Source organism: Olsenella sp. An270 (assembly GCF_002159735.1).
GTDB lineage: Bacteria > Actinomycetota > Coriobacteriia > Coriobacteriales > Atopobiaceae > Thermophilibacter.
This window is the reverse complement of record NZ_NFJF01000007.1, coordinates 23387-45070: the sequence shown is the minus strand read 5'-3', so window position 1 is coordinate 45070 and position 21684 is coordinate 23387. Positions and strand designations below refer to the sequence as shown.

At 68.5% G+C, this 21684-nt stretch carries 19 protein-coding genes; 5 read left to right on the top strand and 14 right to left on the bottom strand.

Annotated features, from left to right (window positions below; translation table 11 throughout):
* The first annotated feature begins 14 nt into the window (after nt 1-14).
* Complete coding sequence (locus B5F73_RS08140; protein WP_087227751.1) at nt 15-827, top strand: MBL fold metallo-hydrolase; 813 nt, start codon at nt 15-17, stop codon at nt 825-827.
* 316 nt (nt 828-1143) lie between these two features.
* Here the strand turns inward: B5F73_RS08140 and B5F73_RS08135 are convergent, their stop codons facing one another.
* A complete protein-coding gene (locus B5F73_RS08135; protein WP_087227750.1) occupies nt 1144-1575 on the bottom strand; it encodes an Hsp20/alpha crystallin family protein in 432 nt (143 codons plus the stop codon).
* A gap of 210 nt (nt 1576-1785) precedes the next feature.
* On the opposite strand from B5F73_RS08135, the gene B5F73_RS08130 reads away from it, so the two are divergent.
* Nucleotides 1786-2190 (top strand): hypothetical protein, encoded by a 405-nt coding sequence (locus B5F73_RS08130; protein ID WP_087227749.1) that lies wholly within the window; start codon nt 1786-1788, stop codon nt 2188-2190.
* Between the two features lie 6 nt (nt 2191-2196).
* Here the strand turns inward: B5F73_RS08130 and B5F73_RS09545 are convergent, their stop codons facing one another.
* From B5F73_RS09545 to B5F73_RS08080, 11 genes are all read right to left on the bottom strand, one after another.
* On the bottom strand, nt 2197-2331 hold the full coding sequence (locus B5F73_RS09545) for a hypothetical protein (RefSeq protein WP_255376244.1): 135 nt from the start codon (nt 2329-2331) through the stop codon (nt 2197-2199).
* Nucleotides 2332-2335: 4 nt separating this feature from the next.
* Nucleotides 2336-3901 (bottom strand): PASTA domain-containing protein, encoded by a 1566-nt coding sequence (locus tag B5F73_RS08125; RefSeq protein WP_087227748.1) that lies wholly within the window; start codon nt 3899-3901, stop codon nt 2336-2338.
* A 159-nt stretch (nt 3902-4060) separates the two neighbouring features.
* A complete protein-coding gene (gene clpB, locus B5F73_RS08120; protein ID WP_087227747.1) occupies nt 4061-6727 on the bottom strand; it encodes an ATP-dependent chaperone ClpB in 2667 nt (888 codons plus the stop codon).
* Between the two features lie 292 nt (nt 6728-7019).
* Nucleotides 7020-7478, bottom strand: coding sequence for a helix-turn-helix transcriptional regulator (locus B5F73_RS08115; protein ID WP_087227746.1), 459 nt, complete (start codon nt 7476-7478; stop codon nt 7020-7022).
* Nucleotides 7465-8430, bottom strand: coding sequence for a DnaJ C-terminal domain-containing protein (locus B5F73_RS08110; RefSeq protein ID WP_087227745.1), 966 nt, complete (start codon nt 8428-8430; stop codon nt 7465-7467). The genes B5F73_RS08115 and B5F73_RS08110 overlap by 14 nt, the downstream gene beginning before the upstream one ends.
* Nucleotides 8431-8481: 51 nt before the next feature.
* The gene (grpE, locus tag B5F73_RS08105) at nt 8482-9267 is read right to left on the bottom strand and encodes a nucleotide exchange factor GrpE (protein WP_087227744.1); all 786 of its coding nucleotides are present in this window, start codon (nt 9265-9267) and stop codon (nt 8482-8484) included.
* 88 nt (nt 9268-9355) lie between these two features.
* A complete protein-coding gene (gene dnaK / locus B5F73_RS08100) occupies nt 9356-11257 on the bottom strand; it encodes a molecular chaperone DnaK (RefSeq protein WP_087227743.1) in 1902 nt (633 codons plus the stop codon).
* A gap of 169 nt (nt 11258-11426) precedes the next feature.
* Nucleotides 11427-11966 carry a phosphodiesterase gene (gene yfcE, locus B5F73_RS08095; protein WP_087227742.1) on the bottom strand — a complete coding sequence of 180 codons (540 nt, stop codon included), beginning with the start codon at nt 11964-11966 and terminating at the stop codon, nt 11427-11429.
* Nucleotides 11963-12652 carry a sirohydrochlorin cobaltochelatase gene (locus B5F73_RS08090; RefSeq protein ID WP_158094789.1) on the bottom strand — a complete coding sequence of 230 codons (690 nt, stop codon included), beginning with the start codon at nt 12650-12652 and terminating at the stop codon, nt 11963-11965. Before B5F73_RS08090 ends, yfcE begins: the two co-directional genes overlap by 4 nt.
* Before the next feature lies 1 nt (nt 12653).
* Nucleotides 12654-13016, bottom strand: coding sequence for a NifB/NifX family molybdenum-iron cluster-binding protein (locus B5F73_RS08085; RefSeq protein WP_087227740.1), 363 nt, complete (start codon nt 13014-13016; stop codon nt 12654-12656).
* A 374-nt stretch (nt 13017-13390) separates the two neighbouring features.
* Nucleotides 13391-14215, bottom strand: coding sequence for a Cof-type HAD-IIB family hydrolase (locus tag B5F73_RS08080; protein WP_158094788.1), 825 nt, complete (start codon nt 14213-14215; stop codon nt 13391-13393).
* A gap of 103 nt (nt 14216-14318) precedes the next feature.
* Between B5F73_RS08080 and B5F73_RS08075 the strand changes: the two genes are divergently transcribed.
* Nucleotides 14319-16898: an FAD-dependent oxidoreductase gene (locus tag B5F73_RS08075; RefSeq protein WP_087227738.1), complete on the top strand. Its 2580-nt coding sequence runs from the start codon at nt 14319-14321 to the stop codon at nt 16896-16898.
* Nucleotides 16899-17006: 108 nt separating this feature from the next.
* Here the strand turns inward: B5F73_RS08075 and B5F73_RS08070 are convergent, their stop codons facing one another.
* Both B5F73_RS08070 and metA read right to left on the bottom strand, forming a co-directional pair.
* Complete coding sequence (locus B5F73_RS08070) at nt 17007-17522, bottom strand: nitroreductase family protein (protein WP_087227737.1); 516 nt, start codon at nt 17520-17522, stop codon at nt 17007-17009.
* A gap of 287 nt (nt 17523-17809) precedes the next feature.
* Nucleotides 17810-18784, bottom strand: coding sequence for a homoserine O-succinyltransferase (gene metA, locus B5F73_RS08065; protein ID WP_087227736.1), 975 nt, complete (start codon nt 18782-18784; stop codon nt 17810-17812).
* A gap of 258 nt (nt 18785-19042) precedes the next feature.
* Here metA and B5F73_RS08060 point away from each other — a divergent pair, with 258 nt between their 5' ends.
* On the top strand, nt 19043-20305 hold the full coding sequence (locus B5F73_RS08060; protein ID WP_087227735.1) for a DEAD/DEAH box helicase: 1263 nt from the start codon (nt 19043-19045) through the stop codon (nt 20303-20305).
* A 16-nt stretch (nt 20306-20321) separates the two neighbouring features.
* Complete coding sequence (locus B5F73_RS08055) at nt 20322-21584, top strand: class I SAM-dependent rRNA methyltransferase (RefSeq protein WP_087227734.1); 1263 nt, start codon at nt 20322-20324, stop codon at nt 21582-21584.
* Nucleotides 21585-21684 lie beyond the last annotated feature (100 nt).

Below are 21684 nucleotides of genomic sequence, written 5' to 3'. Positions count from 1 at the left end.
GCGAGAGGACCCCCATGACCCCCGAAATCCACCTGCACGTGCTGGCCAGCGGCTCCAAGGGCAACGCCGCCGTGGTCGAGGGCCCCGGGGGCTCGGTGCTCGTCGACTGCGGCATCTCGCGGCGGGCGCTCCTCGGCCGGGCGGACGAGCTGGGCGTGGACATGGGTCGCGTGGTCGCCGTGATCCTCACCCACGAGCACTCCGACCACGTGGGCGGGCTCACCGTGTTCTGCAACCGCTTCGACGGGCTGCTCCTCGCGACCGCCGGCACCATTGCCGCGCGCCGCTACCTCGCCGAGCTGCCGTTCACGCTCGTTGGCCACTCCGACGAGCTGGAGGTCGCCGGCATGCGCGTGCGGACCTTCCCCACCTCGCACGACGTGGCCGATCCCATCGGCCTGCGCTTCTCCACGGACGACGACGCGCTCGGCTTCTGCACCGACACCGGCGAGCTGGGCGACGAGGCGCTCGAGGCCCTGGCGGGAACGCGCATCCTGGCGCTCGAGTCCAACCACGACGAGCGCATGCTCGCGACGGGCACCTATCCCGCCTACCTCAAGGCCCGTGTGGGCGGGCCGTGCGGCCACCTCTCCAACGCCCAGGCGGCGGCCGCGCTCGGACGCCTGGTGGGGCCGGACACCGAGACCGTGGTCGCCATGCACCTCTCGCAGGAGAACAACCGCCCGAGCCTCTGCGCGCGGGAGCTGGCGGCGGCGGTCAGGGCCGAGGTCGCCCCCGGGGAGGACGGTCGCCCGGAGGCCCGCACGCCCGACGGCCGCCTCACGATCTGCTGCGCCGCGCAGGACTGGCCGCTCTCCGTCTTCTAGCAGGGGACGGACGAGAAGGGCGGGCGTTCGTGAGAGAAATCGCCGCCCTTGTCATTGGCCGTTCTAGAAAACGCGGTTCTTGTCGCTAGCTAATCTAGTAAAAGGCGCTCTTGTCCTGAGGGGCTCTAGAAACTTGGGGCCTTGTACCGCGAGAGGGGATAACGCCCGTACAACGGCGGCGATTCTTAGAGTGGCGGCGGACAAGGACGGCGATTTCTAGACGAGGCCCGGACAAGGGCTGCAATTCCTGGGCCAAAGCAAAAAACGGGCCGGAACCCGTGGGTCCCGACCCGCCGAATCGCTGCGTTTCCCGACGTTAGTCGATCGTAATCTTGGTGACGTTGGCCTTCTCGTCCTGCTTGGGGACGTTCACCGTGAGGATGCCGCCCTCGAGCTTGGCGGTGAGACCGGCCGTGGCCGCGTCCTTGAGGAAGACGCCGCGCGTGGCGCTCCACTCGCCGGACTCCTTGTAGAGGTAGTTCTTGCCCTTCTCCTCGTCGGACTCCTTCTTCTCGACGGAGACGGACAGGCGACCCTCGTTGAGCTCGACGTCGATCTGGTCGCGCGTGACGCCCGGGAGCTCGGCGGTCACGACGTAGGCGGTGCCGGCGTCCTCGACGTTCATCTTGAAGCCGGCGTTGCCCGTGGAGAGCGCGGCGAACGGCGCGTCGAAGATGCGGTCGAACTCGTCAAACGGCCAGCTGCGGAGAGCCCTCGTGTAACGGTCGTACGGAATCATGCTTGCCATGGTGATCACTCCTTCTATCTGTGGTGGGCGCCTCCTTGGGCACCCTGTCGCTCGTTGGTACTTATTCCCCGACGCGGGCGGAATATGCGGTGCGGGCGAGAAATTCTCAGCGACACATACTCATCATATCTAAGCGTCACCAACTTAGATTTTGAACAGGAGACAAGCTGTTGCATAATGTCGCAAACCGAGAAGAGAGCCGGAGGTCCCATGAGCAGCAGCGAGCCCAACAGCGGTGCCGCGGGCAGGCATGCCGCGCCCTATGTGCGTCAGCGCCCGGCGCACCGCAGCGTGGAGCCGATCGACGACCTCGCCCAGGAGCCGGACGAGTCCGGCTATGTCGCGCACGAGTCCGACTACGTCGCGCCCGGCGGGATGATCTCGGGCCGTGCGTACCGCCGCTCCCGCGCCGAGGGCGCTCAGCTGCGCCGCGACCTCCAGTACGGTCAGTACCTGGAGATCCCCAAGGGCCGCCGCGACATCTTCGCCTCGCGCGAGCGCCGCACGCGCATCAAGACCGCGATCGCCCTCTTCGTGGTGCTGGCCGTGCTCGCCGTCGTGGTCTTCTTAGTCTGGGAGTACATGCAGACCAACTGGGGCTCAACCGCCCGCTAGGCGACGTCACGCCCAGGGGTCGGGCTGGAAGAGCGGCTCGGGGTCCGGGCGGCGGTCCGAGTACGGGTCGTACCCGTCGTCGTCCTCGTTCTCCGCGCGGCGAAACTCGTCCTTCTCGGCCTGCTTGTCCTTGTCGTCCATGTGATCACCCCGTGAACAGGTCGACGTACGCCGCGAACTCGCAGACGCTGCCGTCGAACTTGGAGAGGTCCTGCCCTGAGAAGTGGGAGGTCGGCGCCACCATGGCCACGACGCCCGTGGTGGACCCGTGGCCGCCGATGCGCACCACCCACGTGTAGCCGTCCTGCTCGCCGTAGCCGCAGACGAAGTGCCAGTCGCCGGTCGCGCCCACGCGCGCCATGACCTCGTCCTGCGTGCAGATATCGAGAAGGCCCTCGAACCCGCATGCCTCCATCACGGCGCGCACGCCCGCCTCGCTCTCCGAGCCGCCGCCGGACGGTAGCGTGGCCGTGGAGAACGCGTAGCGCACACCGCCCACGCCGGCACCCTGCTCCAGCATGTTGGCGCCGCCGGAGCCGTCGTCGCGGCCGCCCGAGGCCGACTCCGGGTAGTCGCCGATCTGCAGGGACTCGCCCTGCGGCCCGGCGAAGATGGCGTAGGCGTTGCCGCTCGAGGGGTAGGTCGCGCCGTAGCGCAGCGTGAAGCCCTCCTCGGCGAGGTAGCTCGCCAGCGCCTCGGGCTCCAGGTCAAAGTACTCGAGCAGCCGCATGGGCGCGCTCGGGTAGGGGCTCGCGACGCTCAGGGTGACGCTCGCGCCGCCGGCGACCTCGGTGCCGGGTGCGGGGTCGGAGCCCACGACGGTGTTCTTCTGGGCGTCGGACTCCACGTAGGAGACGGTGCCGGTGAGGCCGGCCTCCTCCAGCGCGGCGAGCGCCTCGTCGGCGGCCATGCCCTCGAGGTCGGGCACCGAGAAGGGCTGTGCCACGGTGAGCGTGATCGGGTCGGCCGAGACGAAGGCCGAGCCCTCCGCGGGGTCCACGGCGAGCACCGTGCCCGCCGGCTCGTCCGAGTTCAGGCGCGTGACCTGCACGTTGGCGGCGCCCGCGTCATAGAGCGCCTGCGTGGCCCCCTCCTCGGACAGGCCCACGACGGCGGGCACCGTGCGCTCCCCCGCCACGACCAGCGTGACGCCGGCCGACGGGTCCGCGCGCTGGCCCTCGGCGGGGTCGCACGAGAGGACGGTCCCGTAGTCGCCGTCGCCGGCGCGGTACTCGACCTCCACGGCAAAGCCCGCGCGCTCGAGTTCCGCGCGGGCGTCCTCCTCGGCCATGCCCACGACCTGCGGCACGGTCCTGCCGCCCCAGAGCTCGTTCGCATAGGTGAGGTAGGCGGCGCCCGCCGCCGCGGCGACGGCCAGCACGACGAGAAGGGCCACGGCCCAGCGCGGCATGCGGCGCTTGCGCTTGGGCAGGCTCTCGACCGGCGACTCGATGGCCACGACGGGGCGCGCGGTCGTGAGGTCCTCGGGCGCGGCGGGCGAGAAGTACGGGTCGGACAGCGCGTCGATGCCGTCGCGACCGGTCAGGAGCGTGGTCGGCTCGGCGTCCACGGGCGGGACGCGACGCACCACGCGCGTGGCGTCGACGCGGGTCTCGTCGGGGTCCGGGCCCGCGAGGCGCGTGGCGTCCGGGTCGACGCCGGGCAGGTCCTCGGGCCGCATGCGCACCGTACGGTCGTCCTTCTCGCCCATCTCGCCTCCTCAACCGGTCGTTGCGTCACCTTCATGGTAGCGCCCGACAACAGCGCCGAGACAGAGATTCTGCACAGAATCGGGTGTCTGGAGGGGCGATTCTGTGCCGTTTCTCTGTCTCGGCGGGGTTGGACAGCAGGCGAGAAGGACGTGCCGCCGTTACTCCAGGGCGTCGGGCTCCAGGGGCTCGTCGTCGGCGGGGACGGCGCCGGCGGCGCGGCGGCGGTCGGAGGCGGCGTCGTCGCGCGCGGCGAAGAGCCGGCCGTCGTCGTCAACGTCCACGCGGACCACGTCGCCCTCTCCGAGCTGGCCGTCGATCACGAGGTTGGCCACGCTGTCCACGACCTGGCGCTGGATGAGGCGCTTGAGCGGGCGCGCACCGTAGACCGGGTCGAGGCCGTCGAGGGCGAGCGACTGCTTGGCCGCCGTCGTGAGCTCGAGCTGGATGCGGTCGCGGGACAGGCGCTCGCGGACGTCGCGGAGCTGGATGTCCACGATCTTCTCGATGTCCTCGAGGCCGAGGGCGTGGAAGACCACCACGTCGTCGATGCGGTTCAGGAACTCCGGCTTGAAGGTCTGACGCAGGGCGTCGTTGACCGCGCGCTGGACCTCGTCGGGGTCGCTCGAGGCGCTGGCGCCGGCGATGAACTGGGACCCCACGTTGGACGTCATGATGATGATCGTGTTCTTGAAGCTCACGACGCGGCCCTGGCCGTCGGTGAGGCGGCCGTCGTCGAGGACCTGCAGCAGGATGTTGAAGACGTCGGGGTGCGCCTTCTCCATCTCGTCGAGCAGGATCACGGAGTACGGGCGTCGGCGGACGGCCTCGGTGAGCTGGCCGCCCTCGTCGTAGCCCACGTATCCCGGGGGCGCGCCAATGAGGCGCTGGACGCTGAACTTCTCCATGTACTCGGACATGTCGATGCGCACGAGGGCGCGCTCGTCGTCAAAGAGGCAGTCGGCGAGCGCCTTGGCGAGCTCGGTCTTGCCCACGCCGGTGGGGCCGAGGAAGAAGAAGCTGCCGATCGGGCGGTTGGGGTCGGAGAGGCCCGCGCGGCTGCGGCGCACGGCGGCGGCCACGGCCGAGACGGCCTCGTCCTGGCCGACGACGCGCCTGTGCAGCTCCGCCTCCAGGTTCTTGAGCTTGTCCATCTCGCCCTGCATCATCTTGGACACCGGCACGCCGGTCCAGGCGCTCACGACCTCGGCGATCTCCTCGGTGGTGACCTCCTCCTTGAGGAGCCCGCCGGCCTCCTGCTTGGCGGTGAGAGCGGCCTCGGCCTCCTCGTAGTCGCGCTGGAGCGCGGGGATCGTGGAGTAGCGCAGCTCGGAGGCGCGGGCGAGGTCGCCCTCGCGGGTGGCGCGCTCCATCTCGACGCGCGCGTCCTCGATCTTGGACTTGAGGTCCTGGACGCGGTCGATCGCGCCCTTCTCGTTCTCCCAGTCGGCCTTCATGCCGTCGAGCTTCTCGCGCGTCGTGGCGATCTCGCCGCGCAGCGCCTCGAGACGCTCCTTGCTGGCGGCGTCCTCCTCCTTCATGAGCGCCTGCTCCTCGATCTGCATCTGCGTGAGCTGGCGGTCCACGGCGTCGATGTCGGCCGGCATGGAGTCGAGCTCCATGCGCAGGCGGCTCGCCGCCTCGTCCACGAGGTCGATGGCCTTGTCGGGCAGGAACCGGTCGGAGATGTAGCGGTTGGAGAGGTCGGCGGCGCTGACCAGCGCGGAGTCCGTGATGCGTACGCGGTGATGCTGCTCGTAGCGCTCCTTGAGGCCACGCAGGATGGAGATCGTGTCCTCGACGGTGGGCTCGGAGACCATGACGGTCTGGAAGCGCCGCGCGAGGGCCGCGTCCTTCTCGATGTACTTGCGGTACTCGTCGAGCGTGGTCGCACCGATGGCGTGCAGCTCGCCGCGGGCCAGGGCCGGCTTCAGGATGTTGCCGGCGTCCATGGAGCCCTCGGTGGCGCCCGCGCCCACGATGGTGTGCAGCTCGTCGATGAACAGAATGATGCGGCCGTCGGCCTTCTGGACCTCCTTGAGCACGGACTTCAGGCGGTCCTCGAACTCGCCGCGGTACTTGGCGCCCGCCACCAGGGCGGACATGTCAAGCTCCACGATGTCCTTGTCGCGCAGGGTGGACGGGACGTCGCCGTTGACGATGCGCTGGGCGAGGCCCTCCACGATGGCGGTCTTGCCCACGCCCGGCTCGCCGATGAGCACGGGGTTGTTCTTGGTGCGGCGGGAGAGCACCTGGATGGTGCGGCGGATCTCCTCGACGCGGCCGATGACCGGGTCGAGCTTGCCCTGGCGCGCGAGGTCGGTCACGTTGCGGCCGTACTTCTCGAGCGCCTCGAACTCGGGCTTGGAGTCCTGGCTGGTCACGCGCTCGTCGCCGCGCAGCGAGTTGTACGCCTCCTCGACGCGCTTGCCCGTGACGCCGGCCGCCTTGAGGATGGAGCCGGCCTCGGTCTTGTCGTCGGCGAGCGAGCAGAGCAGGTGCTCGGAGGTGACGTAGGAGTCGCCGAGCTTGGCGGCGAGCTTCTCGGCCTCGTTGCCCACGCGCAGGGCGGCGTCGGACATGGTCATCTGCGCGGTGTCGCCGCTGACCCGCGGCTGGCGCGCGATCGCGTCGTCGACCTGGCCCTCGATGACGGCCGGGTCGGCGCCCACGCGCTCGATGATCGCGCGCAGGTTGCCCTCCCCCGAGCTGAGGAGCGCCTTCAGGATGTGCACGGGCATGAGCTGGCCCGCGCTCGCGTCGGTGGCGATGCCGGCGGCCGCCTGCAGCGCCTCCTGGGCCGTGACGGCCCACTTGTCGAGTCTCATGGTTGCCCCCTTCTGGGTTCGTGGTTAGTCAGAGAGTATTGTTCCCGCGTGAACAGGGGCGTATTCACAAATCTAAGTGTCTACATAGTAGATTTCTTTCAGCGCGGGCGGGCGTTCTTCTCGCCCACCTCCGCGGCGTCCTGAAAATCGAGCCTGCGGCACGCGGGCCTCAGGGCGACCTGCGGATTTTCCGTCCGGCGTCCTTAAAAACGAAGCTGCGGCACACCGGACATGCCGCAGCTTCGATTTTCAGGACGGACCGCACCGCGCGGGCGAGAAGGGCGCGGCGGCCCTACTCGCCGTCCTTCTCGTCCGACGCGCCGTTCAGGAGCAGCCGGCGCATGACCTGCTCCGGCGAGCTCGAGGCGTCGTAGCGGGCGAGCGCGGTGATCTTCTCCTGCATCTTGTACTCGTGGACCTCGTCCTCGAGGTCGCGGACGCGGGCGCGCAGCTCGTCGAGCTCGGCCTCGCGCTCGAGCATCCGCTCGCGCATGTCGAGGATGCGCACCACGCCGGCGAGGTTGATGCCCTCGTCGGTGAGCTTGGAGATGAGGTTCAGCCGCTCGATGTCGGCCTGGCTGTAGAGGCGCGTGTTGCCGCGCGAGCGCCCGGGCGTGACCAGGCCCTTCTGCTCGTAGACGCGCAGGGTCTGCGGGTGCATGCCCGTGAGCTCGGCGGCAACGCTGATCATGTAGAGCGGCTTGTCGCGGTCGCGCCCGCGGTCCCGGGCGTCGCCGTCACTTCGTGGCATAGCGCATGACCTCCTCGCGGTAGTCCCTCGTGTCCGCGTCGCGCAGCGCGGAGAGGGCGTCGCGCTCCTTCTTGGAGAGCATCGTCGGAACCTTCACGCGCACGGTCACGAACAGCGCGCCGCGCGACCCCTTGCGCTTCACGTTGGGCGCGCCCAGGTCGCGGAAGCGGAAGGTCTTGCCGTCCTGGGTGCCTGCGGGCACCTTGAGGCGGACCTCCGTGCCGTCGGGCGTGGGGACGTCCACCGTGGCGCCGAGCGTCGCCTCGAAGATGCTGAGCGGCAGCTCCATGCGCACGTCGGCGCCGTCGCGCTTGAAGACGGGGTGCTCGGCGACGTGGGTGGTGATCACGAGGTCGCCGCGATCGCCGCCGTTGGTTCCGTACTCGCCGCGGCCGCGGTAGCGGAGCTTGCCACCATCCACGGCGCCGGCCGGGATCTTGATCGTGAGCGTCTGCTCCTCGCCCGTGGACGGCACGCGGTAGGTCGCCTTGCGCGTGGCGCCGCGGAAGGCCTCCTCGGCGCTGACGTCGACGGACATCGTGAGGTCTGAGCCCTTGGTCGGGCGGTTCGCGGCGCGGGCGCCGCCGGCCCCGCCAAAGATCGACGAGAAGTCAAACCCGCCGAATCCGCCGTCCCCGCCGCGCACGCTGTTGAAGATGTCGGACCAGTCGCCGCCCACGTTGGTGGTGTAGGTGTAGCGGCCACGACCGCCGGAGCCGCCAAAGTCGGCCCCGGGGATGCCGCCAAACATGAGCATCTGGTCGTACTCGCGACGCTTCTTGGGGTCGGAGAGCGTGGTGTACGCCTCGCTGACCTCCTTGAACTTCTGCTCGTCGCCGCCTGCGTCGGGGTGGTACTTCGCGGCGAGCTTGCGGAACGCCTTCTTGATGTCGTCGTCGGAAGCGTCGCGCTTCACGCCCAGGATGTCGTAGTAGCTCTTGTTGGTTGCCATGTCACACGCGCCTCCTTTCGCGTCTCAGGTGCTGGCGAGAAGAACGGTCTGCTAGGACTCGTCCTTCTCGGCGTCGGCGTTTGCGTCTGCGTCGTCCGCCTGCTCGGCGGGACGCTTGGGGCCGCCGTAGGTCACCGTCACCATGGCGGTGCGGATGACCCTGTCCCCCATGCGGTAGCCCTTCTGGTAGACCTGGGCCACCGTCTCGTCGTAGGCCTCGGCGTCCTCGACGCGGCCCACGGCCTGGTGGGCCAGCGGGTCGAATGCCTCGCCGGCGGGGTCGATGGGCTCGACGCCCTCCTTGGCGAGCACGCCGAGCATCTTGGCGTGCACCGCCGAGACGCCGTCGACGAACTGCTTGAGCTGGGAGTCGTCCTCGGCGGCGCCGGCGTGCTCGATGGCGCGCTCGATGTCGTCGATCACGGGCAGCAGGTTGGTGACCAGGTCCTCGGCGGCACGCTCCTTCTCGGCCAGGCGCTCCGCTGCCGTGCGGCGGCGGTAGTTCTCCCAGTCAGCCTGAAGGCGCAGCATGCGGTCCGTGGCCTCGGAGGCCTCCTTCTTTGCGGCCTCGATCTGGTCCTCCACGTCCGAGAGCTTCTTCTGCAGCTCGTCGCGCTCCTCGCGGAGCTTGCCGGCGTCCGCCGCGAGCTCGCGCTCGGCGGCCTCCTCGCCGGCCCGGATGGCGGCCTCCACGCGGGCGCGCTCCTCGGCGTCCTCGTCGGCCTCCTGCTCGGGGGCGTCGTTCCCCTCGTCGGCCTCGGCGACCTCCTGGGCCTCGACCTCGTCGGGCTCCACGGCCTCGTTCTTCTCGTCCTCAACTTCGACGGGCACTCTCACGTCACCCTCCTCGACAAATCCGAACGGAGGCGGCCGCGAAGCCGTGGCCGCCTCCGAATCCCTTGAACCAGGTACGGCCTACCTGGGGCTAGTTGTTCTTGTCGTCGTCCACGACCTCGTAGTCGGCGTCCACGACGTCATCGGCGCCGCCCTGCGCGCCGGCGCCCGTGCCGGCGGCGGACTCCTCCTGGGTGGTGGAGTAGACGATCTGCGCGAGCTTCTGGGAGGCCTCGGTGAGCTTGTCGCCGGCGGTGCGGATGGCCTCGACGTCAGTGCCCTCGAGCGCCTTCTTGGCGTCGGCGATGGCGGCCTCGACCTCGGACTTCTGGTCGGCCGGAACCTTGTCGCCGAGGTCCTTCAGGGTCTGCTCGGCACCGTAGCACAGCGAGTCGACCTGGTTGCGGACCTCGATCTCGTCCTTGTGCCTCTTGTCCTCCTCGGCGTGGGCCTCGGCGTCCTTGACCATGCGGTCGACCTCGTCGTCGGACAGGGCGGTGGAGCCGGAGATGGTGATCTGCTGGCTCTTGCCGGTGGCCTTGTCCTTGGCGGTGACCTTCACGATGCCGTTGGCGTCGATGTCGAAGGTGACCTCGATCTGCGGGACGCCGCGGCGGGCGGCCGGGATGCCGGTGAGGTTGAACTTGCCGAGGGACTTGTTGTCCGCGGCCATCTCACGCTCGCCCTGCAGGACGTTGATCTCGACGGACGTCTGGTTGTCGGCGGCCGTGGAGTAGATCTCGGTCTTGGAGGTGGGGATCGTGGTGTTGCGGTCGATCATCTTGGTCATGACGCCGCCCATGGTCTCGACGCCGAGGGACAGCGGGGTGACGTCGAGCAGCAGGATGCCCGAGACGTCGCCGGTGAGGACGCCGCCCTGGACGGCCGCGCCGTCGGCCACGACCTCGTCGGGGTTCACGGACATGTTGGGCTGCTTGCCGGTCATCTGCTTGACGAGCTCCTGGACGGCGGGCATGCGGCTGGAGCCGCCCACGAGGATGACCTCGTTGACCTGGGAGATCTGGAGGTTGGCGTCCTGGAGGGCCTTGGTGACGGGGACCTTGCAGCGGTCGAGCAGGTCACGCGTGATGCGCTCGAACTCGGCGCGGGTCAGCGTGTAGTCGAGGTGCTTGGGGCCAGTGGCGTCGGCGGTGATGAAGGGCAGGTTGATCTGGGCCTGCTGAGCGGAGGAGAGCTCCTTCTTGGCGTTCTCCGCGGCCTCCTTCAGGCGCTGCAGGGCCATCGGGTCCTTGCGCAGGTCGATGCCGTTGTCGGCCTGGAACTTGTCGGCCACCCAGTCGATGACGCGCTGGTCCCAGTCGTCGCCGCCGAGATGGTTGTCGCCGTTGGTGGCGAGGACCTCCACGACGCCGTCGGCGAGGTCGAGCAGCGAGACGTCGAAGGTGCCGCCGCCCAGGTCGAAGACCAGGACCTTCTGGTCGACGCCCTTCTTGTCGAGGCCGTAGGCGAGCGCCGCGGCGGTGGGCTCGTTGACGATGCGCTGGACGTTGAGGCCGGCGATCTTGCCGGCGTCCTTGGTGGCCTGGCGCTGAGCGTCGTTGAAGTAGGCCGGGACGGTGATGACGGCGTCGGTGACGGGCTCGCCGAGGTACTTCTCGGCGTCGGCCTTCATCTTGGAGAGGATCATGGCGCTGATCTGCTCGGGGGTGAAGTCCTCGCCGTCGATCTCCACGACCGCGCGGTTGCCGGTGCCGGGCTTGACCTTGTACGGGACGGTCTTGAGCTCGGAGCTGACCTCGTCGTAGCGGCGGCCCATGAAGCGCTTGATCGAGAAGACGGTGTTGGTCGGGTTGGTGACGGCCTGGTTCTTGGCCGCCTTTCCGACGATGCGGTCGCCGTCGGCGCGGAAGCCCACGACGGACGGGGTGGTGCGGTCACCCTCGGCGTTGACGATGATCGTGGGCTCGCCGCCCTCGAGGACCGCCATCGCGGAGTTGGTGGTGCCCAGGTCGATGCCAAGAATCTTGCCCATGGTTGCTCTTCCTTTCCTGCGTGGGGCGGCGCGTGCCGACCCGCTCGCTTGTATCCGTGTGTACGGTTGAGTTTATCCCCTGTGCGTGACGATTCTATACATAATCTAAGTCTCTACACATGAGATTTCTTGAAGCGCAGATTTTAGGGAGAGTTCAGAGCGCGGGGTGCTACAGCAGCCGATGCTCGAAGCGACCGTCCTCGTAGACGCCGTAGCTGGCCGAGCCGTCCTTGGGGATGCCCACGGAGCCGGGGTTGAAGACCCAGACGTCATGCTCGGCGCTCTTCTCGTTGACCTTGATGTGGGTGTGGCCGTAGACCAGCGCCGAGCTGGGCGGCAGCGCGGGCCAGGCGTCCACGCTGTTGTGGTAGCCGGGTCCGTAGACGTGGCCGTGCGTGAGGAAGAGCGTCATGTTGGCTTCGGGGTCCAGCAGGACGTTGTAGCCGGCCATGCAGGGGAAGGCGAGGACCATCTGGTCGACCTCGGCCTCGCAGTTGCCGCGGACGGCGATCACGCGGTCGGCCACGGAGTTGAGCATCTCTATCACGCGCTTGGGCGCGTAGTCGGCGGGAAGGTCGTTGCGCGGGCCGTGGTAGAGCAGGTCGCCCAAAAGGACGATCCGGTCCGGCGACTCCGTCTCGACGGCGGTCATGAGGCGGGCGCAGGCGTCGGCGGCGCCGTGAATGTCCGAGGCGATGACGAGCTTCATGGGAGTTCCTTTCTCGCATGGTCGACGACGAGGGCGCGAATCGCGGGCAGCTCGGCGAGGGAGTGCGGCCAGGTCTGCGCAGAGAGGGTTCGGGCGAGGTCTTCGAGCACGTCGTGGCGGGCGTGATGGCCGAGCGACATCAGGAGCGGGACGACGAGCGCCTCGCGGTGGGAGTGGTCGAGCAGCCGCTCGGGGAGTCGGTCCGGCGAGTCCACGAGGACGTCGCGGCGGCCACGGTCGCGCAGCGCGCGCTCGAGCCGGGCGAACGCCGCCTCGCACTCCGAGCCGCGATGGCCCGCGAGCGCGACGACGCGATCGGGTTGTTCAGGCAGCGCCTCGTCGAGAGCGGCGGCAGTCGCGGCAAAGTCCCCCTCGCTCGCGAGCAGCGGCGACGCAATCCGGAGCTCCTCGAAGCCGGGGGCCGCGGCGCTGACCGCCGCTGCGGCTACACGCTGGAGTCGTCCGTCGGCCACGTGCGTCGTCACCACGAGGGCGCGGCGCGCGCCGCGCCCTCGTAGCTCGCCCAGCACCTCGTGCAGCGGCGCGCCCACGGGGCGGCCACCCGTGCGGGCGCGCAGCGTGGCGCTCGCGCCCACGGCGGCCGAGAGCTCGCGCGCGAGCGCCGCGACGCCCGCGTCGCCCTCCTCGCCGGAGAGACAGCCCGCTATGACCAGGGCGTCGAGCACGCTAGTGGTGGCAGGCGTGCTCCTCGCCCATGACGGGGAGCGTTCCGGCGGCGGCCATCTGCGCGACCTCGCCCACGTTGGGGGTCTGGTTCTCAAAGTAGACGGTGATGCCGGCCTGGGCGAAGCCCATCATCGGGCGCATGCCCATGCCGGCGGCCACGATCGCATCGATGCCGTTCTGGGCAAGCAGCGCGACGGGGCGCATGCAGCCACCCTCCTCGTGGGGAGGGTTGTCGATGATGCTAACGGCACCGACCTCGCCGTTCTCCACGTCGACGACCGTGAAGCAGTCGCAGTGGCCAAAGTGGCCGGACCGCTCGCAGTCCAGGCCTCCGCTGCCGAGGGTCGGGATGGCAACCTTCATGGGGATCTCCTCTCGTCGGGCTCGCGCCCGTTGTCTGACGCTGCCATTCTTGCACAAGCGGGGACGGACAAGCGGATGTTGCGCCCCCCCGGCGCCCCTGCTGCATAAAAGTCGCCTTCGTGTAGCGTTAGAGGTGGTCCCACGCATAAAACGCCGGCTCGTGCAGCGCATTATTTAACCCCAGGGGCCCGGTGGTTAATGTGCAACTGGGCGTTCGTCGCTACGTGCGGAACTGAATCCGCTTGCTGGCCAAAAACCGTGCTACACGAACGGGCTTTTTATGCAGCGCGGCGCGCTAATGCTGCACGAGCGAGTGTTTTATGCACGATTTTGGACTCACGCGCCCCGACCGGCATCGCAATCCATTCAAATGTCTATATACTGCCCGCTCCATCGGTACCAGGGGCAAGCCCGAGGCTCTCGAGAACGCGCGCCACGCCGTCGTGATCGTTGTCGGGCGCGACGAGCGACGCGGCGGCGAGCAGCTCAACAGGGGCGTTGCCCATGAGGTAGCCGCGACCCACGGCCTCGAGCATAGGCAGGTCGTTGTAGTTGTCCCCGAACGCGATGGCATCGGCGGGGTCAAGGTCCCAGAGCTCGCAGAGGGTGCGCACCGCGCCGGCCTTGCTCGATCCCGCAGGCATGACCTCGATGAGCGTCTCCGACGAGACGGCGATGGCAAACTCAGGGAAGCGCTCCTTGAGGCGACGCTCGACCATGGCGGTCTCCCCCTGCGTGCAGAGGCAGAGGATCTTCTGCACCTCGTCGCGCTCAATCGAGGCGATGGTCCCCTCGCGAGCCTCCGCCATGACGATGCGCTCCTCCGCGATGAGACGCGGGTCGCTCGCGTCGGGTGCCACCCAGTCCTCGAAGGAGTAGGCGCTCCAGGTCATGGGCAGGTGCTCGGCCTCGGCAAAGTCCACGACCTCCTGCGCCTGGGCGCGCGTGAGGCCGTGATGGTGAATCACGTTGCGCGCCTCGTCGAGGATGACGCCGCCGCTGTAGGTGACCACGGTACAGGTGATGCCCTGCTGCTCGAGGAGCGGATACGTCCCGGAGATGCCGCGGGCCGTCACGATGACGAAGGGGACGCCCACCCGCTGCACCGCATCGATCGCCGCCCGCGTGCGCGGCGTGACCTGATGCGCGGAGTCGAGCAGCGTTCCGTCGATGTCGCTGAAGATCGCCGTCCTGGGCATGTGGTCCCCCGTTCTTCCTGCCTGCGCCCATGATATGCCACCGAAGGAATACCATGTATGACAACGGGCGCCGCACGAGGCGGCAAAGAAGGAGAGGGGCGCCATGAGGTACCTGATCGTCGGCGGCGTGGCCGCCGGAACCAAGGTCGCGGCCAAGCTCAAGCGCTGCGACCGCTCGGCCGAGGTCGTCGTCGTGACCAAGAGCGAGGACATCAGCTACGCCGGGTGCGGCCTGCCCTACTACATCGGCGGCGACATCCAGACGCGCGACCAGCTCATCGTCAACACGCCGGCCGCCTACGAGGGCCTCACCGGCGTGGAGGTGCGCACGGGCACGGAGGCCGTCGCGCTCGACGCCGCCGCACACGAGGTCACCGTACGCGGAAAGGACGGCTCCGAGTACGTCGAGGCCTACGACAGGCTGGTCATCGCCACCGGCGCGTCGCCGCTCGTGCCCGCGAGCATCCCCGGCACCGATCTGCCCGGCGTCTTCACCGTGCGCACGCCCGATGACGCCGAGGCCATCCGCGACTATGCCGACGCGGGCGCGCGCCGCGCCGTGGTGGTGGGCGCCGGCTTCATCGGCCTTGAGGTGGCCGAGAACCTGCTCGCACGCGGCCTCTCCGTCACCGTGATCGACGCCATGCCGCAGATCCTGCCCAACGTCTTTGACCCCGAGATGGCCGGCTTCGCGCAGCGCCAGCTCAAGGCCGCTGGCATGCGCGTCATGACATCGTGCCCGCTGGCGGCCATCAAGGGCGGCGACAAGGTCGAGGGCGTGGAGACCGGCGCGGGCACGCTTCCGGCCGACCTCGTGATCCTCTCCATCGGCATCCGCCCCAACACCGCGTGGCTCGAGGGCTCCGGCGTGGAGCTCGACCGCGGCTGCGTTGTCGTGAACGAGCTCGGTGCCACCAACCTGCCGGACGTCTACGCCGCCGGCGACTGCGCCGAGGTCACGAACGCCCTCACCGGCAAGCCGATGTGGAGCGCCATGGGCTCGACGGCCAACATCGCCGGCCGCGCTATCGCCCGCACGCTCACGGGCACGCCGACGCCCTACCCCGGCGCGCTCGGCACCGGCGTGGTGCGCCTGCTGCCCACGCTGAACGGCGGCCGCACCGGCCTCACCGAGGCGGCGGCGCGCGAGGCGGGCTTCGACCCGGTGAGCGTGGTCTCCGTGGTGGACGACAAGGCCCACTACTACCCCGGTTCCTCGAGCTTCTTCGTGAAGCTCATCGCAGACCGCAGCTCGCACCAGCTGCTCGGCGTGCAGGTCCTGGGCGCCGGCGCCGTGGACAAGGTCACTGACGTCGTCGTAACCGCGCTCTACCAGAAGGCACGCATGGAGGACCTCGACCTGATGGACCTCTCCTACGCACCGCCCTTCTCGACCGCCATCCACCCGCTGGTCACGACGGCATACATCCTGGAGAACAAGCTCGCGGGCGAGCTCGAGAGCTTCACGCCGGCCGAGTACGCCGCCGGCGCCGCCGCGGACTACCGCGTCATCGACGTGCTGCCCGCCCCCACGATTCCCGGAGCGGAGTGGGTCGACCTCACCAAGATCGGCCCGGACGGGCTGCCCGGTCACAAGAAGGACGAGAAGCTCCTGCTGGTGTGCGCCAAGGGCAAGCGCGGCTACTTTGCGCAGAACCGCCTCAAGGCCGCGGGCTACACGCAGACGCGCGTGCTCGAGGGAGGCGTGACGTTCAACGAGGTCCGCGTGCCGCGCCCGACGGGCAAGAAGCTGCCCGCGGCCGAGGTCAAGCGCCTCAAGGGCCTTGGCTGCCTGCAGGACAAGCGCTTTGACGACGTCTTCAACATCCGCGTGATCACGCGCAACGGCAAGATCACGGTGGACGAGCAGCGCGCCGTGGCCGAGGCCGCCGAGCGCTTTGGCTCCGGCGAGGTCACGATGACCACGCGCCTCACGCTGGAGATTCAGGGCGTGAGGTACGAGAAGATCGACGAGTGCATCGCGTTTCTCCAGGACCACGGCCTGGACGCCGGCGGCACCGGCTCCAAGGTGCGCCCGGTCGTGAGCTGCAAGGGCACCACCTGCCAGTACGGCCTCATCGACACCTTCGACCTCTCCGAGAAGCTGCACGAGCGCTTCTACGTGGGCTATCACGGCGTGGACCTGCCGCACAAGTTCAAGATCGCCGTGGGCGGCTGCCCCAACATGTGCGTCAAGCCCGACCTCAACGACCTGGGCATCGTTGGCCAGCGCGTGCCGCAGATTGACCTCGAGAAGTGCCGCGCGTGCAAGGTCTGCCAGGTCGTGAAGGCGTGCCCGATGGGCGACGCGCAGATCGGGCCGGACGGCAAGATCACGATCGACGGCTCCGCGTGCAACCACTGCGGGCGCTGCGAGCGCGCGTGCCCGTTCGGCGCCGTGACCGAGGGACTTGCGGGCTACAAGGTCTACATCGGCGGGCGCTGGGGCAAGAAGGTCGCGCACGGCCGCGCGCTGGACAAGATCTTCACCAGCGAGGACGAGGTCATGGACCTCGTGGAGCGCGCGATTCTCTTCTTCCGCGACGAGGGGCAGAGCGGCGAGCGCTTCGCCGACACCGTGGCGCGCCTCGGCTTTGACTACGTGCAGGAGAAGCTGCTGACCGCGCCGATCGACAAGGAGGCCATCCTCGGCAAGACCGTCATCGGCGGCGCCACCTGCTAGGACGGCGGGCGAGAAGAACACAGCAATCGGGCGAGCTCGGACACGGTGTCCGGGCCCGCCCGTTCTTGTCGGCGGATCATGGGCGCGCGGGGCGCGCGGCCGGGGAGCCTAGCGATACGTCACGGTCTCCGAGAGCGGCTTGCGGCTCTCGTGGTTGGGCAACGGGCCCGCGCCCTCGGCGGCGTAGCCCAGGTCGAGAAGCATGATAAGCTCCTCGTTCTCGGGCAGGCCGAGGCGCTCCTTGGCGAGATCGGGGTCGAAGCGGTTGAGCCAGCAGCTGTCGACGCGCGCGTCGCAGGCGGCCAGGAGCATGTGCGTGGCCACGATCGAGGCGTCCTCGATGCCGGAGTCGCGCGCGTCGCCGGGGTAGGTGTAGACGTTCGAGGTGTCGAAGGCGACGGCCAGGACCGTGGGCGCGCCGTAGCGGCAGGGCGTGAGCTCGTCCACAATCGCGAGCGACTCCGCGCTCTGCAGCACGTAGACGTGCTGCTCCTGCAGGTTCTTGGCGGTGGGGGCGAGTCGGCCGGCCTCGAGGATGCGCTCGAGGGCCTCGGGCTCCACCTGGCGGGACTCGTCGTACTTCTTGCACGAGTAGCGCTTGGAAACGACGTCTCTGAACTCCATGGCGGGCTCCTGTCTGCGGCGGGGCGGCTGTTGGGGCAATGATACGCCGGGCCGGGCGAAAAAGAGCTTCCTTGAGGATGGGCAGGGGACCCTCACATCTTAGCGTCTGACGGCGCGCGCAAACGGGGATTACCGGTAATCCGGGATTGCGCGCGCTGCAAGCAGCCGAGAAGATCGCGCAAGTAGGGAAACGTGTCCCTTTTGCCGACAATCCCTACTTACGCGCGCTTCTCGGCGTACGTAAGTAGGGATTGCTGGTAATCCGGAGTTACGCGCGTCCTTCTCGCCTAGAACTTGTCCACGTGGCCGGTGGCCGCGGTGGCCCGCGCGCGCAGGTCCGCAATTGCGGCCGGGATCTCGTCCAGGTCGTACGGAGTCATCTGGTAGACCCAGTTGAGCCAGTTGCGGTACAGCAGGTTGGCGTGCGCGCGCCAGGTGAAGAGCGGCTGCCGCTCGGGGTCGTCGTCGGGGAAGTAGTTCTCGGGCACGCGGATGGGCAGGCCCTTGTGGAAGTCGCGCCAGAACTCGTCGGCCAAGGTGTCGCGGCCGTACTCAAAGTGGCCGGTCACGTAGACCTCGTGGAAGTCGCGCGTGGCGAGAAGCGACGGGCCGCTCGTAAAGCCCTCGGAGAGCGTGCAGAGCTCGGGGTGCTTGGCCAGCTCGCCGGTGTCGATCGCGGCGTGGCGGCTGTGCGGCATGTAGTGCACCTCGTCGAAGCCGTTGGTGAGGAAGCTGTACTCGTCACAGAGGCGCTGCTTGAACACGCCAAAGAGCTTGGCTCCAAGCTGGCGCTTGGGAATCTGGTAGAGGTGCCAGAGGGCGCCCAGCGCGCCCCAACAGAGGAACATCGTCGAGAACACGTGCTCCTGGCTCCAGTCCACGATCTCGCAGAACTCGTCCCAGTAGTCCACGTCCTCGTACTCGAGGTGCTCGACGGGCGCGCCGGTGATGATCAGGCCGTCGTAGTTCTTGTCGCGGAAGGAGTCGAACGTGTCGTAGAACTTGACCAGGTGGTCCTGCGAGACGTGCGTGGACTCGTGGGTGGAGACGCGCATGAAGTCGCAGCTCACCTGCAGCGGGGACTTGGAGATGAGGCGCAGGATCTGGGTCTCGGTCTCGATCTTGGTGGGCATGAGGTTGAGGATCGCCACGCGCAGGGGGCGAATCTCCTGGTGGCTGGCCACCTCCTCCTCCAGTGCGAAGATGCGCTCCTGCTGGAGGATGGTCTTGGCGGGCAGGCCGTCGGGGATGTTGATGGGCATGCTCTGGTCTCCGTTTCTGCGGCTTAACCCGTCCAGTATACGGCGCGCGGCGGGCAATTCGGGGGCGTCGACATTGTCTGGGTACTTTTTTGGAGCATCCCCAAGTAGAGAGAACGTATCATGTTGGGTTTCCGCAGGTAGATAAATGCTATCAATTGAGTCGTACTTTGAACGTCTGCGAAAAAGTACCCAGACAATGAAATCGGGCAGTAAGCCGACAAAGGCGCCGGCGACGTCACATGCTCTATACTTAGCCCCATGACTATTACATTTGCCGAGCTCGGGCTTAACGAGCAGATTCTCGCCGGGGTGGACGCCCTCGGCTTCACCACCCCGACCCCCGTCCAGGAGCAGGCCATCCCCGTGGTCCTCACGGGCCGCGACATCGTGGCATCCGCGCAGACGGGCACGGGCAAGACCGCTGCCTTCGCGCTGCCCGCGCTGCAGCTCGTGGCCGGCGCCAAGGGCAAGGGCCCGCACGCGCTCGTGGTCACGCCCACGCGCGAGCTCGCGGCGCAGATCGAGAAGGTCGTCTCCGTGGTCTGCGAGAAGACCGGCCAGCGCGCGGTCATCGTCATGGGCGGCACCAAGTTCGACCGCCAGATCAAGGAGCTCGAGCGCGGCTGCGACCTGCTCGTGGCCACCCCGGGCCGCCTGATCGACCTCATGGAGCACAACCACGTGAGCCTCGCGCAGGTCAAGGTGCTCGTGCTCGACGAGGCCGACCGCATGCTGGACATGGGCTTCTGGCCCAGCGTCCGCCGCATCATGCATGCGCTGCCGGCTAAGCACCAGACGCTGCTCTTCTCGGCCACCATCCCGCCGTCGATCAAGTCCACGATCGACGCGCTGCTCACCGACCCCGCCACCGTGGAGATTGCCCGCGTGGGCGAGACCGCCGACACCGTGGAGGAGCACCTCTGTCCCGTCACCCAGGGACAGAAGACCGAGCTTCTGCGCGCGCTTCTCGCCACCGGCGGCGCCGCGGGCGAGAAGCCCGAGCGCGTGCTGGTCTTCTGCCGTACCAAGCACCGCGTGGACGACGTCTCCAAGACGCTCAAGAACGCGGGCGTGCGCGTTGACGTGATGCACGCCGACCGCCCGCAGAAGGCGCGCGAGCGCGCGCTCGATAAGTTCCGCGAGGGCAAGGTCCAGGTCCTCGTGGCCACCGACGTCATGAGCCGCGGCATCGACGTCTCCGGCATCGACGCCGTAGTCAACTTCGACGTCCCCATGGACCCCGAGGACTACGTGCACCGCATCGGCCGCACGGGGCGCGCGGGCGCGACCGGCCACGCCTACACCTTCGTGGCGCCGGACGAGATCAGCCCCCTGCGCGAGATCGAGTACTTCACCAAGAAGCTCGTGCCCGTGTGGGACCTCGACGGCTTCGCCTACGACTCCGGCCGCATCGTGCCGCAGGCCGACCGCCCGACCAAGCGCTCCACGCGCACCATGTTCGCCGGCTCGCGCAGCCGCGGACGCGGCATCGCCGGCGGTCGCTACGGCCGCCACTACTAGGGCCGGCGAGAAGAACGTGAAGCAGGCACGCCCCTATCCCCGTGTGACGGTAACCCGCAAGGCCGCGCGCTCGCTGGCCGGCGGACACCCGTGGGTCTTCGAGGGCGAGATCATTTCCGCCGAGCCCGCCGAGAACGGCGCAATCGTGGACGTCTTCGAGGAGAACGGCACCTGGCAGGGCGCAGGCCTGCTCTCGCAGGAGTCCAAAATCCGCGTCCGCGTGGTGAGCCGCAACGCCAACGACCGCTTTGACGACGCCTTCTGGTCGCGCCGCGTCGCGTGGGCCTGGCAGCACCGCCGCGTCGCGATGGGCAGTCGCGGCCTGCCCGGTGCCGAGCCGGACACCACCTGCTGCCGCGTGGTCTTCTCCGAGGCCGACGGCCTGCCGGGCCTTGTGGCCGACCGCTACGAGAACGTGCTGGTCACGCAGGTTGGCACCGTGGGTATGGAGCACCTGCGTCCCGTCGTGTATCGCGCACTCGTGGACGCGCTCGCTGCGGACGGCGAGAAGATCGACGCCATCTACGAGCGAAACGACGGAGCCTCGCGCGCCAAGGAGGGCCTGCCGCAGTACAAGGGCTGGTGGGACGGCCTGCCCGCGCCAAAGACCGCGCGCCTCGTGGTGCGCGAGAACGGTCTGCGCTTTGACCTCGACCTCGAGAACAGCCAGAAGACCGGCTTCTTCCTCGACCAGAAGTACAACCGCCGCGCCGTGCGCGAGATCGCGGGCGGCCGTCGCGTGCTCGACTGCTTCTGCCACGTGGGCCCCTTCGGCCTGAACGCGGCCGCAGGTGGCGCCGAGTTCGTGCGCTGCGTCGACGTGAGCGACACCGCCATCGAGCTCGCGCGTGAGAACGCCCGCCTCAACGGCCTGGACGACCGCATGGGCTTCACCTGCGCGAACGTCCTCGACTACCTGCCCGAGCTCGCCCGCGACCGCGCCCGCCTGCGCGAGGAGGGCGGCCCGTTCGACCTCATCGTGCTGGACCCGCCCGCCTTCACCAAGAGCCGCGGCACCGTATCCCACGCCGCGCGCGGCTACCGCGAGATCAACTACCAGGCGCTGCGACTGCTGCCTCGCGGCGGCTACCTGGCCACCTGCAGCTGCTCGCACTTCATGACGCGCGACCTTCTCGCCAAGGCGATCGCCGAGGCCGCGCACCAGGCCAACGTGCAGCTCAAGCAGGTCGAGGAGCGCCAGCAGGCCCCCGACCACCCCATCCTCTGGGGCTTCCCCGAGAGCCACTACCTGGACTTCTTCGTCTTCCAGGTGGTCTAGCCGCGCCGGTGTTATTCTCTAAGAACGAATTAATCGCTTAATTCGTTCTTAGAGATTCTGTGAGCCTGCTAAGAACACGAACGTGTTCTTAGCAGCGCGA

What these genes read in the sequence shown, in the direction of transcription:
- dnaK (WP_087227743.1), bottom strand. Translation starts at nt 11,257, where the DNA reads ATGGGCAAGATTCTTGGCATCGACCTGGGCACCACCAACTCCGCGATG.
- clpB (WP_087227747.1), bottom strand. Translation starts at nt 6,727, where the DNA reads ATGAGACTCGACAAGTGGGCCGTCACGGCCCAGGAGGCGCTGCAGGCG.
- B5F73_RS09545 (WP_255376244.1), bottom strand. Translation starts at nt 2,331, where the DNA reads ATGGACGACAAGGACAAGCAGGCCGAGAAGGACGAGTTTCGCCGCGCG.
- B5F73_RS08125 (WP_087227748.1), bottom strand. Translation starts at nt 3,901, where the DNA reads ATGGGCGAGAAGGACGACCGTACGGTGCGCATGCGGCCCGAGGACCTG.
- B5F73_RS08080 (WP_158094788.1), bottom strand. Translation starts at nt 14,215, where the DNA reads ATGCCCAGGACGGCGATCTTCAGCGACATCGACGGAACGCTGCTCGAC.
- B5F73_RS08140 (WP_087227751.1), top strand. Translation starts at nt 15, where the DNA reads ATGACCCCCGAAATCCACCTGCACGTGCTGGCCAGCGGCTCCAAGGGC.
- B5F73_RS08115 (WP_087227746.1), bottom strand. Translation starts at nt 7,478, where the DNA reads ATGCCACGAAGTGACGGCGACGCCCGGGACCGCGGGCGCGACCGCGAC.
- B5F73_RS08110 (WP_087227745.1), bottom strand. Translation starts at nt 8,430, where the DNA reads ATGGCAACCAACAAGAGCTACTACGACATCCTGGGCGTGAAGCGCGAC.
- B5F73_RS08135 (WP_087227750.1), bottom strand. Translation starts at nt 1,575, where the DNA reads ATGGCAAGCATGATTCCGTACGACCGTTACACGAGGGCTCTCCGCAGC.
- B5F73_RS08075 (WP_087227738.1), top strand. Translation starts at nt 14,319, where the DNA reads ATGAGGTACCTGATCGTCGGCGGCGTGGCCGCCGGAACCAAGGTCGCG.
- metA (WP_087227736.1), bottom strand. Translation starts at nt 18,784, where the DNA reads ATGCCCATCAACATCCCCGACGGCCTGCCCGCCAAGACCATCCTCCAG.
- B5F73_RS08060 (WP_087227735.1), top strand. Translation starts at nt 19,043, where the DNA reads ATGACTATTACATTTGCCGAGCTCGGGCTTAACGAGCAGATTCTCGCC.
- B5F73_RS08070 (WP_087227737.1), bottom strand. Translation starts at nt 17,522, where the DNA reads ATGGAGTTCAGAGACGTCGTTTCCAAGCGCTACTCGTGCAAGAAGTAC.
- B5F73_RS08130 (WP_087227749.1), top strand. Translation starts at nt 1,786, where the DNA reads ATGAGCAGCAGCGAGCCCAACAGCGGTGCCGCGGGCAGGCATGCCGCG.
- yfcE (WP_087227742.1), bottom strand. Translation starts at nt 11,966, where the DNA reads ATGAAGCTCGTCATCGCCTCGGACATTCACGGCGCCGCCGACGCCTGC.
- B5F73_RS08085 (WP_087227740.1), bottom strand. Translation starts at nt 13,016, where the DNA reads ATGAAGGTTGCCATCCCGACCCTCGGCAGCGGAGGCCTGGACTGCGAG.